The following is a 13,877-nucleotide window of genomic DNA, read 5'->3' as shown; positions in this document are numbered from 1 at the left end:
TTCGATCAATGCCCGACCTTGGAGAGCACGTCGGACCGGAGAAAGCGCTCGACGACGAACATGAAGGCGATCGAAGGGATCAGCAGGATCAGCGCCGTGATGGAGGCGATCTGATAATTGCCCCCCGAGCCCGCCGTGTAGAGCAGAAGAGGCAGGGTCGAGACATCGGGAGCGCCGACGAAATAGGTGCCCGTGAACTCGTCGAGGGATTCCAGGAACACGAAGATGGCGCTCGCCAGAAGCCCCGGCGCCGCGATCGGCATCGTAACGTCCCAGAACCCGCGCAGCGCGCTTGCCCCCATGGAACGCGCGGCCTCCTCCAGTTCGCGGTCGATGGCGGAGAAAGCCGCGGTCGCAATCCAGACCGCATAGACGAGGCCGTGCGTCACATGGACGAGAACCACGCCGAGGACCGTTCCGTTGAGGCCGTATTGATAGAAGATGCGCGCGATGTTCACATAGACCGGCAGGTTCGGGAAAGCCTGAGGAATGAGCAGCGCCAGCAGGATGAGGCCGCGGAACGGCAGACGGAGCCGGGCGAGCGCGTAGCCTGCCGGAATGGCAAGCCCCAGGGACACGATCACCGTCAGGGCGGCGATGACGATGCTCGTGCCCAAGGAGGACATGGCGTTCCCGCGCGGCGAGAAGACATTCGCCCAGAACGTGAATCCGTATTTCAACGGCAGGACATGCGGGAAATACCAGCGCTCCGCCACGGTCCAGAGCAGCAGGTTCACCAGGGGACCGAAGATGATGAAGGCCAGGATTCCGAGCCCGATCCCACGGGGGATCCATTTCCAGTCGAGGCGCGCGCTCATCGGCTATGCTCCCTCATGGTCTGACGCAGGTAGATCCAGGCGACGACGCTCGTCATCAGCAGCGAGATCAGCCCGAGAGCGTTGGCGACGCCGTAATCCCTGTACGCGTTGATGCGGAACGCCATGTTGGCCGTGATCATCGTGGGCGATTGCGCATTGATCATGAGCGGAACCGACAGCACGGACATCATCGTCACGAAGCTCAGGATGAGGCCGACCAGAAGGGTCGTGCGAACCTGGGGCAGGACGATCTCGATCAGGATCCGCAGGCGCCTCGCCCCCAGGTTGCGGGCCGCCTCGATGGTGCTGTGATCGATGGAGGCCATCGCTCCGGAGAGGAGCAGGGCGACGAAAGGAGTCTGTTTCCAGACGAACGCGATGACGATGCCTCGCCAGTCGAGAAATGACATGGCCGACAGGGGCGTCATCAGGCCCAGCTCGATGAAGATGTTGTTCATCAGGCCGTTCTTGGCCAGGAACGTGCGCAGGATCTGGCCGACGACGATGAACGGAATGAACAGCGGCCAACGGTAGACCCATCTCAGGACGGCGACGGCCCGCGGGTTCGAGCCGAGCGTGAGATAGCCGCCGATCATGATGGAGAAGAGGCCGATCAGGGCCGACGACAGCGTCACGATGGCGAGCGTGAAGAGCATGTCGCCGCTGTAGAGCGCGAACGCCTTCGTGAAATTGCCGAAACTGAATGCGCCTCCGACGTCGAACGCCCCCGTGATCGAGCTGGCGAGAGGCACGATGAAGAGGAACACGACGATCGCCAGCGCCGGAGCGACCAGCAGAAACCCGAGCATGCGGGGGGGCATGGCAAGCCGTCTGGGCTCCGCGCTCGAATGACCGGGCTGCATGTTGCGGGATGCGTGATCGGCGTCGGGCTGGGGAAGCCTTTCGCTTCCCCAGCCGTCGCTGACGTCAGTTTCCAACTTGGCGTTCATAGGCTTCCAGGATCGCGCTGTTGTACGGAGCAATCGGGAACGGCTTGCCGTTCTTGGCGAGGTCCTCGGGCGAGATGTCCGTGAAGAGCTTCTCCCAGGTCGCCTTGTCCAGGTTCGCCTGAACGTGCTGCGCGTCGATGCCGGGATACCAGTTGAAGCGCTTCACGATCCCCTCCGCCTGCACCTTCGGGCTGGTCGCAAGCGTGACGAACTTCTCGGCGAGGTCCTTGTTGGCGCTCTTTTCCGGAACGACGTAGTGCATCGGCTGGCCGGGCATGCCGGGGGACGGCAGGATAAGCTTCATGTCCGGGGGCAATTGGCCGTTCGCCTTCCAGGAATAGAACATGTCGACCCAGACCGGCCCGATGGCGATCTCGCCGCGGCTGAGCATGTCGAGCGTGCCGGCATTGCCCGGCGTGAGCGTGGCGTTGCGGGTGAAGTCCTTCAGGGACGCGAAGGCCTTGTCCCAGTGCTTGGCCTCGTTCGGATCGAACGGGCCGTTCATGAGCTTTTGCGCATCGCCGCCGCCATAGGCGTAGACCCAGCCCATGACGAAGCTGACGCCGGACGCTCCGCCCTTGATGCCGTTATAGCCGAACTGCTTCGGGTTCTTCTTCGCGAACTCGACGATCTCGTCGTAGCTCTTCGGCGGATTGGGAACCAGGGCCGGATTGTAGGCCAGGGCCGTCTGGCTGTTGAACATGGGCATCACGTAGCCGTCCACGTTCGCGCCGAGAGCCATCTTGGCATTTTCGCGCGTCACCAGGGAGCCGGTCGGGATCTTGCCGCGATACGCTTCGAGGAACTTCTGCTCGACCATGGGGCCGACGAACTTCTCGTGAACGACGGCGACATCGGCGTCCCATTTCTGAACGCCCGCCTTGCTCTGCGCCTCGAAGCGCTCGAGGATCTTCTGGGAGCCCGCATCGCCCGGACCGGTCCCGACGACGCGAACCTTCGTGCCTGGGTTCTCCTTCTCGAACAAGGGTCCCAGATACTCGTTCACGTAATCGACCATATTCTGGTCGCCGGCAGTGAGGACGGTCAGTTCGGCCGCGGAGAGCGGCGTGCAGAACATGCCTGCCACGAGCGTGGAGGCAATCAATTTAGCTTTCATGGTCCTTCTCCTGTGACACCCACGGGTGCCCTGTGCCTTTGCCGGCGGTTGAAATCCGCCGGTCTATTGTTTTGGGAACAGGAAGAGCGCTTCTTCCGGAATGCGGATCGAGACGCGCTTGCCGATTTCGAAACTGCGCGGAGCATCGACGATGACATGGGCGGAGCCGACGGCGATCACATGACGCCAGAGGCCACCCGGATAGCTCGTCTGCTCGACGATGCCGGCCAGCTTCAAGGACGTCCCGTCCGCACCGGACGGGATCGTGTCGCCGGCCTCGGTGAGTTCCACCGACTCTCCTCGAAAGCGCGCGTTCAGGCGGCCGGCCAATGTCCGCCCCCGGGCGGGTATGACGGCCGGCGCGTTGAACGGCCCGGCAGCAATCGTCATCCGGTCGCCGGCCGTCTCGGCCGAAAGCTCGATGAGGTTTTCCGCCCCCATGAAAGCCGCGACGAAGTCGGAAGCGGGACGGTTGTACACATCCTCCGGCGTCCCGACCTGCGCGATCTCGCCGTTGTTGAGGATCACGATCCGATCCGCCATCACCATGGCTTCCTCGCGGTCATGCGTGACGTGCACGGCCGTGATGCCGAGGCGCCGCTGGAGTGCGGTGATCTCGTGACGGACCGTCAGGCGTATCCGCGCATCGAGGTTGGACAAAGGCTCGTCGAGAAGGAGGATGTCGGGCTGGATCGCCAGAGCCCGTCCGAGCGCAACGCGCTGGCGCTGCCCGCCGGAAAGGGCGGCCGGCTTGCGGGCGCCGAGACCATCGAGGCCCAGCAGCTTCTTGATTTCGGCAACGCGCGCTTCGATCGTCGCCTTCGGCATTCTCCTGAGCTTCAGCCCATAGCCGATATTCTGGTCGACCGTCATATGCGGCCAGAGGGCATAGGATTGAAACACCAGGGCCATGCCGCGCTTGTCGGGAGGCAGCCGGGTCACATCCCGCTCATCGACGCGGATCGCACCCGAGGCGGGAGCGTTGAATCCTGCAATGCTGCGCAGAAGAGTCGTCTTTCCGCACCCCGAGGAGCCGAGAAGAGCGACGAACTCCCCTTTCCCGACCGCCAGGCTCACGCCCTTCAGCACCTCGTTCTGCCCATAGAGAACACGGGCATCGACGACTTCAAGGAAGGCGTTCATTGTTTCCTCTCCCCGGCTGAGGCCTCTTCGGGCATTTTTGCACAGCCGTGCAAAACTATGCTCGATTTGTGTCGAAGTACTCAAGTGGGTTTAGACTAATGTCTGATACAGTTTTGTGACGGAGGAGCTTTGCCGCCATCGGGCCGGCGTCGCGGGACTCTGTTGCGGGACTCTTGCGCCACGTGCGTGCGCGCGTCTCCGGCGAGCTTCGTGGAACCGCCGACTTCGCAACGAGGTTTAAGCATGAGCCGGGTCTTTCGGCTTAGGTCATGGCAAGGAGGTTCGATCGGTCAATGGCAAACAATCCGGCAGTCCGGCACGTGGGCTCGGCCCAGCCACCCTCGGCAATCGCGACAATGGCCGCCGTGGTGGTCGGCTGGGCGCTCGTGCGGCTCGTCGCCGGAGGTGAGCGCCATCCCGCGCCCGGCTCGGCGCGCCCGGTCGCACGGAGGCAGGGCCACGCTCCGTCGCAAAAGGATACCGGCTTCTCCGAGAAGCAGCATGCCGATCCTCATGAAGCGGCCGCCGAGGCCGGTCGCGGGCGCAAGGCCGATAAGCCCACCGAGATCCCGGCAAAAGGCTGGAAGGACATTCTCTGGCGAACTTACGAGGAATTCGGCAAGGACCGGGTCACCTCCGTGGCCGCGGGCGTCACCTATTATGCCCTGCTCGCCGTCTTTCCAGCCATCGCGGCCCTGGTGTCCATTTACGGCCTCTTTGCGGATCCCGGCACGATCCAGGATCACCTCACCGCGATGTCGGGTGTCCTTCCGAGCGGCGCGTTGGAAGTGATCGGCGATCAGGTGAAGCGGATTGCCTCCAAGGGAGGCGGCGCGCTCGGCTTCGGCTTCATCTTCGGCCTCGCCATCTCGCTCTGGAGCGCCAATGCAGGCATGAAGGCGGTGTTCGACGCCCTCAACATCGTGAATGACGAGGAGGAAAAGCGCAGCTTCATCTGGCTGAACCTCACCTCATTGACTTTCACCCTATGCGCCATCCTGTTCATTCTGGTGGCTCTCGGCGGCATCGTCGTTCTGCCGATCGTCCTTCAGTTCATCGGTCTCGGACAGGGCACGGAATGGCTGCTGTCGCTTCTCCGCTGGCCCATCCTTCTCGTCGGCATCACCTTCGCCCTGTCGCTGATCTATCGCTTCGGCCCGAGCAGGGACAAGGCCGCATGGCGATGGATCACGCCGGGTGGCGTGATCGCCTCCATCCTGTGGATCGGCGTGTCGATGCTCTTCTCGTGGTACGTCTCGAACTTCGGCAGCTACAACGAAACCTACGGATCGCTGGGCGCCGTCATCGGCTTCATGACCTGGATCTGGCTCTCCAGCATCATCGTTCTCCTGGGCGCGGAGATCAATGCGGAGATGGAGCATCAGACGGTCCAGGACACCACGGAAGGCGTCCGGCAGCCCATGGGCATGCGCGGCGCCACGATGGCCGATACGGTCGGCGTCGCGAAGGCCTGAAGGATCTGCCGACAATGGAAAGGCGCCGGAATAGTCCGGCGCCTTTCCTTTCCGAAGAACTCCGAATGGCCTCAGGCCTGCCTTGCCGCGACGGCTCCCTGGAGCATGGTCGGCGCGCGGGCGGCCTTGCCGGCACCTGAGCGCTCGTCGGCGAACCACGCGATGGTCTCTCTCAGGCCCGCATCGAGCGACGTCTTCGGCGACCATCCGAGAAGCTGCTTCGCAAGCGCGATGTCGGGACGGCGGCGGCGCGGATCGTCCACCGGGAGCGGGCGCGAAACGACCCGCGAAGAGGACCCGGTCATCGCCAGAACCCTCTCGGCCAGATTGCCGACGGTGAGCTCGTTCGGGTTGCCGAGGTTGACGGCGCCGGGGAAAGGACCCTCATAGGCCATCAGGCGCATGAAGCCGTCGACGAGATCGGACACGTAGCAGAAGGAACGCGTCTGGCTCCCGTCTCCGTAAACGGTGATATCGTCGCCGGACAGCGCCTGGCAGATGACGTTGGAGACCACACGCCCGTCATCGGCGCGCATGCGGGGTCCGTAGGTGTTGAAGATGCGTGCGACACGCACATCCGCCCGGCTCGAGCGTTCGAAATCGAAGGTCAGCGTCTCGGCTGCGCGTTTGCCCTCGTCGTAGCAGGCGCGGGGCCCGGTGGGATTCACGTTTCCCCAATAGCTCTCCGTCTGCGGGTGCACCTCAGGGTCGCCATAGATCTCGCTGGTGGAGGCCAGGAAGAAGCGTGCCCCGATCGTCTCGGCGAATGTCAGGAGGTTGTGGGTGCCGACCACGCTGGTGAGCATGGTGTGCTCCGGATCGGCCTGATAGTGAGGCGGAGATGCGGCGCATGCGAGATTGAACACCTCGTCGAACTTCATCTTCTTCGAACGCAGGCGCGCCGGAAGCGGCTTGATGATGTCTTTGTCGACAAGTTCGAACCGCGGCTCGCGCTCCAAATGCCTAAGGTTCTGCCGCCGACCGGTCTGGAGGTTGTCGACAGCCACCACATGCGCGCCTTCGCTCAGCAGGGCGTCACACAGATGCGATCCGAGGAAGCCGGCCCCACCTGCGACAAGGACGAGTTTGCTCTTGCCATTCATCATGAAGACCATCTCCGTATCGGACCGCCGATAACGGCCCCGAGGTACAAACCCGCATCGGTCCAACGTCAACGCTCGGCATCGGTTCAATGCCTGATTCAGAATCGATTCACGCCTCTCAAGCTCTGACTTCCCACATCAGACGATGTTCCTTCTTCCGGCGATTCATCGCTGCGATCAGGTCGCGCTCCATGGAAGCGGCGCGATGGGAGGACGTGTGTTCGGCCAGGATGCGCTGCCTCGCTTCCTGCCCCATCGTATCGCGCCCGACGCCGTCCGGTCCTTCCAGCACGCGGAGGACGTCATCGGCCTGACGGGCGAGAGCGATCTCCCGTCCGGGCGTCAGGAGCGTCTCGATCCCGTCCCATATGTCGGAGATGATCGGCGTTCCGCAGGCGGCTGCCTCGAACAGGCGAACGCTGGGGCTGTACCCGGCGCGGATCATGTCCGCGCGGGTGACATTGAGCGTGTAGCGGCTTTGAGCGTAGAATGCCGGATGCTCGCTGGGCGGCACGTGATCGATGCGCTCCACGTTCCCGGGCCATGCGATATCGGCGGGATATTGCGGCCCGGCCACAACGAAGCGCAGGTGCGGCGCGCGCCGGGCGGGCTCGATCAGAAGCCTCCCGAGCGTGGGCTGCCGGTCCGGGCTGTATGTGCCGAGATAGCTCAGGTCCCAGCGCTTCGCCCGGTCGAGCGCGGGATAGAGTTCCGGGTCGACCGAGCAATAGAGCGCTCGCGCCGCCGGAGATCCGTACCGCTCCATGAGCAGGTCGAGCGTCGGGCCGCCTGTGAAGGAGAAATAGACGTCGTAATGCGGGATCAGGTCCGGCGAGAGATACTCGTAATCGCCTCTCTCCAGCTTCGCCAGCGTCACGGGCGTATCGATGTCGTAGAAGGCGACGGTTCCCCCCGCGACCTCCTGGACCCATCGCCCGACGGCGACGCCCTCGGGCACGTAGGAGCCCACGATCACCGCATCGGCCGCAGCAATGACTTTCCTGTAACGCTCCAGGTCCTCCAGGCTTGTATAGAACTCGAGGCGGCAGAACCCGGGATCTCTCATGTCCCGGTGGGCGGCATACCATGGCACGTCGCGCTCCAGGAACAGCACATCGTGCCCCCGGGCGCCAAAGGCCTTGAGCAGGGCGCGGAAGGTTGTGGCGTGGCCGTTGCCCCATGAGGACGAAAGGCTCAGGCCGAGGACGACGATGCGCAAACCGCTCACGCGACGCTCCTCTCACGCTTCTGCGAAGCCATGTCACGCAGAAGCGCGTCCACCTCGGCTCCCCGTCCGGCATAGGTGTGCTCGGCCATGATCCGTCGGCGGGCAGCGTCCCCGATAGCCCTCGCCCGCTCGGGATCGAGCCTCTCCACATGATCGGCCACGTCCTTGCCGTCGCGGGCGACCAGAACCTCCTCTCCCTCCTTCAGGAAGAGCTCGAGGCCGACCCACGCATCGGTGATGAGGCATGCGCCCGCGCCCGCCGCTTCGAACACGCGCGTCGCCGGCGAGTAGCCTGTCGTCGCCATGGAATCGCGCGCGATATTCAGGACCGCGAGCGGACTCGTGTTGAAGGCATTGTGATCGCGTGTATAGACATGCCCGATATGGCGCACGTTCGGCGGCATGCCTTTCGTCTCCCAACCATTGCCTCCGATCAGAAAGCTCCGGTTCGACAGTCGCGCGGCGGGCTCCAGGAAGAACTGCTCCACGCGCGCCTCGCGGTCCGGCAGGCGATTTCCGAGAAACGAGAGATCGGCCCTGAAGCGATCGTCGGCCGGCACCGGATGGTGGGTCGAGGGATCGAGCGCGTTGTAGATCGGGATGCAGCGTCGCGCGCCCAATCCCTCATAGGCCTCGATCACCGGCGGGCCCCCGCCATAGGTGAGGACGAAATCGAGGGCGGGAAGCGTGCGCCGCAACGGATGATCCGGGTTCTCCCGCAGCTCCGCAAGCGTGGCCGGGGCATCCACGTCCCAGAAGATGCGGATGGCGTCGGGCCGCGACGCTGCTACGACACCCTCCAGGAGCTCGTTGTCGAACACGCCGACCCCGGACGCCTTGACCACCACATCGGCCTTCGCGGCCTCGGCCACGACGCCGCCCATGGCCTCTTCGGTGGCCGGATAGACCCTGACCTCGGCCCATTCCGGCGGATCGATGTCGCGATGCTTCTGACGGTCGAACGCATCGGGCTCGTAGAATGTGATTCCGTAGCCGCGGCGGGCGAGTTCGCTCAGCATGCCTCTGTAGTAGGTCGCCGCCCCGTTCCAGTAGGAGGAGAGAAGGCTGGAGCCGTAAAAGGCTATCTTCATGCGGACATCTCCATCGGCGCTTTCGCACCGTAGGTTTTCAGGATCGTGAGCAACTGATCGACGCGGTGCACACAGGAATGACGGTTGCGAATGGCGGCCAATCCGTTCGTCACGAGGAAATGCCGCAAATCGGGATCGCGGCTGATGGCCGTGAGATGGCGCTCCATCTCGGCCTCGTCGCGTGCGACCAGATAATCCTCGCCCGGATTGAAAAGGCCCTCAGAATCGCGCCAGGGCGCGGATATGAGAGGAATTCCGCAAGCCAGCGCCTCGAAGACCCGGATCGTGGGAATGCCGGGGAGCATATCCACATAGAAGCGGCGCGGCACATGCACCGTAGCCAGATGGCGCGCGAACACCTCCGGGGCCCGCGGATTCGGCAGCCAGCCCCGATACGCGACGCCGTAGCGCTCCAGGGTCTCCAGAGCGTGCCCGGGATAGCGCACGCCGTAGATGTCGAGAGGCAGCCCGATTGTCCGAGCCGGGCGGAAGAGATAGGTCTCCAGTTCCGCGCTGCGCTCGTCGTCGCCCCAATTGCCGATCCAGACGAGGCCCTTGCGTTCGGTCTCTTCCGCGGGTGGATGAAAGAGCCGCGTATCGGCCGCCTCGTGCCAGGCATGGACACGCTCGCCCCAGCCCCAGCGACGATAGACCTCGGCCAGCGTCTCGCCGAAGGCGAGAATGCCGTCGTATCCGCTCAGATCGAATTGACGGATCGCGTTCGGATCGCTGACGGCCCGATGATGCGTGTCGTGAAAGAGAAGCGTGAACCGCGCTCCCTGGCGCCGCAGCGCACCGATGGCCGCGACGAGCCACGGATCGTTCCATTCATGGACGATCACCACGTCCGCATCCGACACCATCTCTGACAGATCGGCATCGGCCTCGAACGCGGTCGAGGACAACTCCGGGTAAAGAGTGCGGTAAGCCTCGAGCCCGGCCTCGCCATGGTCGCGCAGGAGATTGTCCAGGCTCCAGGCTCCTTCAGGCTCGTAAGCCACGACCTCGTGGCCGCGATGGACGAGATCGCGCAGCACGCCTCTCAAGAAATGCGCATTGCCGTGATTCCAGCAGGATGCGAGGGAGTGAGTGAAATAGGCGAACTTCATGCGGCGGCCCCTTTAAGGGAAATGAAGCCGACCTTCGAGGGAAGCAGAGACCTGTAGGCGGACAGGATGCCCGCGCTCATGGCTCCCACGCTGTAGGCTCCCGCCCGCTCTCTCGCTGTCTCTCCCATCGCGCGGCGCATCGTTTCGTCCGCACTCAGACGCCCGATCGATCGCGCAAGGGCGCCATCGTCGTCCGGTGTCACGTACAGGGCCGCGCCGTCCCACAACTCGCGCAATGTCGGGATGTCGGACAGGACCAGCGCGCAGCCCGCCTGGGCGGCTTCCAGCACGGCGAGGCCGAACGGCTCATATTTCGCGGCCGACACGAAAATGGGTTGCGCGCTCAAGTACCCGGCGACTTCCTGGTCGCTCAGCCGTCCCAGGGCGGTGGCGTGATGAGCCGCGATCTGTGCTCCATTGGGCCCGCCGAGCGGGCCGGCCGCCAGAGCCGGGATGGAAAGACGCGATGCGGCCCGATCGAACGCCGCGAAGTTCTTGCCGTCGTCCCACAGACGTCCGGCCGTGAAGGCAAAGAGCTCACGCGTCCTCGGCGCCTCGCCTCGCACGGGCCGGCGCCCGTTCCGGACGACCGTCGGGACATCCGCGAGGTCGTAGAAGCGGGCCGTGGCATGGGCGAACGCGGCGGTCGGAGCCAGGAGCATGTCGGCGGCACGATAGCCCTTGCGGATGAGCTCCGTCCGCCACGCGAACGCCTCGGGAAGCGGGCCGCCGCGCACGGATTCCCACCAGGTGGCGACACATGAATGGCACATGGCCACCACGGGACAGGGGAACGATCCGTCGGCCAGCAGCGCGGGAGAGTTGAGATGCACGATGTCGGGCCGGATTTCGGCTGCGAGCTGCGCGATCGCCTGCCCGGCCGCCGCCACTTCGCCGGCCTGCCCGGCCGTCCAGTCGAGGGGGAGCCCTGTATCGATGACCTCGATGCCGTTCGTCCTCGCCCTGTCCAGCTGATCTTTGGAGGGCGAAGGGCCGAGTACGGCGAGAATGGTTTCGACACCGTGCGAACGCATGCCTTCGGCCGCGTCCAGCGCATATTGCCAGACACCGCCCACGGCATCGGCCGTCATGAGAACACGAAGAGCGGGACCGGTCTGTTGCCGTGCAGACATGCCTCTTCTATCCTCTTCACGCCGAGTCGGTTGGGTCAATTCGTTGCACGGCGGAGACCGATGCGCCTCTCATGGCACAATCGCAGCTTCCTGAAGCGGTGAGCTGTGCCGTATCGTTCCCGACAATCCTCTCTCTTCCTGCAGCCATCGCGCCAGGGCAGCCACCCCCTTGCGCCACGGCGTCGGAGTCTTCAAGGCGAGTTCGCGTGCGATCCGACGGGTATCGGAGACGTAGTAGCGCTGGTCGCCCGCCCGCCAATCGGCATAGGCGGTTTCGACCGGGCGTCCGAGAAGATCCTCGATGTGGACGAGGAGCTGCCTCAGGCTGATCGCATTCGCAGGTCCGCCGCCCAGGTTGAAGGCGCGCCCCTGAACGGCGCCGATGCGCTTCCAGGCCTCGGCATAGGCGTCGACCGCGTCGGAAATGCTGAGGACGTCGCGCACCTGGCAGCCGTCGCCGTAGATGGCGATCGGCTTGCCTTCGAGGGCCCGGATCAGGAAATGGGCGACCCATCCCTGGTCCTCCGTTCCCATCTGACGCTGGCCGTAGATGCAGCTCATCCGCAGCACGCAGGTGGGAATGCGGAAGGAGCGCGCGAAGTCCAGGACATACTGATCGGCCGCTCCTTTGGAGCAGCCATAGGGCGTGTGAAAATCGAGAGGGCGGCTCTCGCCGACCCCGTTGTCGCGAATGGCCGGATCGCGCGGCACATAGGCATCGTTCGTCATGTCGAGTTCCACGTCTGCGAGGTCGCCATAGACCTTGTTCGTGGAAGCGAAGACGAGAGGCACGGGCTCGCCGCGTTTGCGCAAGGCGTCGAGCAGGTTCAAGGTGCCGCGGATATTGATCTCGAAATCCTCACGGGGATCGGCGAGGCTCGTCGTCACCGCAACCTGCGCGGCCATGTGAAAGACGGCCTGAGCGTCGGAGGCCGCATCGGAGACCGCCGTCTCGTCGCGAATATCTGCGATGGCCGCGGAGATCTTCGAGGGGTGGCGTTTCGTCAACCATTCGAGATTCCGGTCGACGCCGGGGCGAGCCAGAGCATCGTAGATCAGAACGTCATGCCCTTCGCTGGCGAACCGATCCGCCAGGTTGGAACCGATGAAACCCGCTCCTCCTGTCACCAGGACGGGGCGGCGGCGAAGAATGGCCGGTGCGCCGGTTTTTGAATCCGCTTCCTTCATGCGACAAGGCCTCGTGATTCGAGTTCCTTGCGGGCCTCCTGAACGAGGTCCTTGGCTTCCTGGTTGGCCACCCACTCGGCAAGTTCCGCCAGCCCTTCCGAGAAGTCCTTTGTCGGCCCGTAGCCCAGCTCCTGCTGGATCTTCGAGATGTCCGCGATGCAGTGGCGGATGTCGCCGATGCGGGCCTTGCCCGCGATCTCGGGCCCGATCGGGCGGTTCATGGCCTTGGCCAGAAGCTCCGACACGTCCGAGACCGTCCGGTCGACGCCGCTGCCGACATTGAACACGCCGCCCGGCGCCTTCTCATGCTCCAGCGCCAGGACGAAGGCCTGGGCAACATCCTCCACGTGAACGAAGTCGCGGCGCTGCCGGCCGTCCTCGAAGATCATGGGCGGCTGCCCGTTGTGAAGTCGCGATGCGAAGATGGCGAGAACGCCGGTATAGGGATTGGACAAGGCCTGACCTGGGCCGTAGGCGTTCCAGAGCCTGAGCGCGACGCCCTCCATGCCGTAGGCGGGGCAGAGGGTCAGCGTCAGGCGCTCCTGCACATATTTCGACAGCGCATAGACGGATGCGAGCGCGGGCTTCTTCCATTCCGGGGTCGGCACCGGAACGAGCGGCCTGCGCTGCGCATCGAGCGGATCCCAGGGATCGGCCTCGCTGGTGCGGGGCACGCGCACCACATCCTCCATGAGGCGCCCGTCGGCATCCCGGTAGAGTCCCTCGCCATAGATGCTCATGGAAGAGGCGACGACGACCCGCTTCACGGGATTGTCGATGAGCTGCTGGAACAGCACGGCCGTGCCGTAGTCGTTCACGGACACATAGCGGTCGACCGCATACATGCTCTGACCGACGCCGACCTCTGCCGCGAGATGGACGACCTTCGTGGCCCCCTTCAGAGCCTTCAGGACCGCCGTCTCGTCACGCACGTCGCCGACGACGACCTCCACTTCGGAATCGAGACCATCGACCTGCGTCCCATCGCCGTGAACCTGCTCGATGAGGCTGTCGAGCACACGAACGCGGTGCCCACGCTCAAGGCAGGCGCGCGCAACGTAGCGGCCGATGAAGCCAGCGCCGCCGGTAATGAGGATCATATCCGCCACGAGAGGTCTCCGGGTGAATAGATGGTCGTCATGCCAATATTGAGACGGGAGAAACCCGCCTCCTCGGCTGGAGAAGCGACGCGTGACATACGCTTGGCCCAGGCGAACACGGGGCCGCGAGGCTTAGCGCATCGTGCGGACCCAGCGGGTCGCGCGAGCGAAAAGTGGACCCGGTTTTCACGAACGTGGCCCTTCGGGTCCGCTCCGAACGATGCGCCATTTAAGGACTGGAGCATCGGATAGGATCCCAAAAGTGGGCCTACTTTCGGGTCCGATGCTCTGGCGCACACAAACCGCCCGCCCTCTTCATCCCTCGCAAAGCTTGGCGTTTCATGGAGCAAAACGCTCCATCACCATCATTGTTCCTTGGACTTGAACCCGACCGTCCGACCCTACTTCTAGCTTGTGCTCTT

At 64.2% G+C, this 13,877-nt stretch carries 12 protein-coding genes; 1 reads left to right on the top strand and 11 read right to left on the bottom strand.

The features are described from left to right. Positions 1–5 precede the first annotated feature (5 nt). The 4 genes from RE429_RS03975 to RE429_RS03960 all read right to left on the bottom strand — a co-directional run bounded on the left by RE429_RS03975 (position 6) and on the right by RE429_RS03960 (position 4,028). Positions 6–818: an ABC transporter permease gene (locus RE429_RS03975; protein WP_414473080.1), complete on the bottom strand. Its 813-nt coding sequence runs from the start codon at positions 816–818 to the stop codon at positions 6–8. Next, positions 815–1,639 (bottom strand): ABC transporter permease, encoded by an 825-nt coding sequence (locus RE429_RS03970; protein ID WP_414474112.1) that lies wholly within the window; start codon positions 1,637–1,639, stop codon positions 815–817. The genes RE429_RS03975 and RE429_RS03970 overlap by 4 nt, the downstream gene beginning before the upstream one ends. Before the next feature lie 106 nt (positions 1,640–1,745). Beyond that, positions 1,746–2,885, bottom strand: a complete 1,140-nt coding sequence (locus tag RE429_RS03965; protein ID WP_414473079.1) for an extracellular solute-binding protein — start codon at positions 2,883–2,885, stop codon at positions 1,746–1,748. 63 nt (positions 2,886–2,948) lie between these two features. Then, positions 2,949–4,028: an ABC transporter ATP-binding protein gene (locus RE429_RS03960; protein ID WP_414473078.1), complete on the bottom strand. Its 1,080-nt coding sequence runs from the start codon at positions 4,026–4,028 to the stop codon at positions 2,949–2,951. 293 nt (positions 4,029–4,321) lie between these two features. Here RE429_RS03960 and RE429_RS03955 point away from each other — a divergent pair, with 293 nt between their 5' ends. After that, positions 4,322–5,503: a YihY/virulence factor BrkB family protein gene (locus tag RE429_RS03955; protein ID WP_414473077.1), complete on the top strand. Its 1,182-nt coding sequence runs from the start codon at positions 4,322–4,324 to the stop codon at positions 5,501–5,503. Positions 5,504–5,574: 71 nt separating this feature from the next. Here RE429_RS03955 and RE429_RS03950 read toward each other — a convergent pair whose 3' ends face one another. From RE429_RS03950 to RE429_RS03920, 7 genes are all read right to left on the bottom strand, one after another. Next, positions 5,575–6,609 carry a UDP-glucuronic acid decarboxylase family protein gene (locus RE429_RS03950; RefSeq protein WP_414473076.1) on the bottom strand — a complete coding sequence of 345 codons (1,035 nt, stop codon included), beginning with the start codon at positions 6,607–6,609 and terminating at the stop codon, positions 5,575–5,577. Positions 6,610–6,724: 115 nt separating this feature from the next. Continuing rightward, complete coding sequence (locus tag RE429_RS03945; protein ID WP_414473075.1) at positions 6,725–7,834, bottom strand: glycosyltransferase; 1,110 nt, start codon at positions 7,832–7,834, stop codon at positions 6,725–6,727. Then, entirely contained in the window at positions 7,831–8,925 is a 1,095-nt protein-coding gene (locus tag RE429_RS03940) for a glycosyltransferase (protein ID WP_414473074.1), read from the bottom strand. The genes RE429_RS03945 and RE429_RS03940 overlap by 4 nt, the downstream gene beginning before the upstream one ends. Beyond that, entirely contained in the window at positions 8,922–10,034 is a 1,113-nt protein-coding gene (locus RE429_RS03935; protein WP_414473073.1) for a glycosyltransferase, read from the bottom strand. Before RE429_RS03935 ends, RE429_RS03940 begins: the two co-directional genes overlap by 4 nt. Continuing rightward, on the bottom strand, positions 10,031–11,167 hold the full coding sequence (locus RE429_RS03930) for a glycosyltransferase family 4 protein (RefSeq protein ID WP_414473072.1): 1,137 nt from the start codon (positions 11,165–11,167) through the stop codon (positions 10,031–10,033). Before RE429_RS03930 ends, RE429_RS03935 begins: the two co-directional genes overlap by 4 nt. A 69-nt stretch (positions 11,168–11,236) precedes the next feature. Continuing rightward, positions 11,237–12,355, bottom strand: a complete 1,119-nt coding sequence (locus tag RE429_RS03925) for an NAD-dependent epimerase/dehydratase family protein (protein WP_414473071.1) — start codon at positions 12,353–12,355, stop codon at positions 11,237–11,239. Continuing rightward, positions 12,352–13,455 (bottom strand): NAD-dependent epimerase/dehydratase family protein, encoded by a 1,104-nt coding sequence (locus tag RE429_RS03920; RefSeq protein ID WP_414474111.1) that lies wholly within the window; start codon positions 13,453–13,455, stop codon positions 12,352–12,354. The genes RE429_RS03925 and RE429_RS03920 overlap by 4 nt, the downstream gene beginning before the upstream one ends. Positions 13,456–13,877 lie beyond the last annotated feature (422 nt).

The sequence above is a fragment of the Microvirga sp. M2 genome, assembly GCF_047497095.1.
In the GTDB taxonomy this organism is placed as follows: Bacteria; Pseudomonadota; Alphaproteobacteria; order Rhizobiales; family Beijerinckiaceae; genus Microvirga.
The sequence above is the reverse complement of the archived record's forward strand: the minus strand, read 5'-3'. Positions and strand labels throughout refer to the sequence as shown.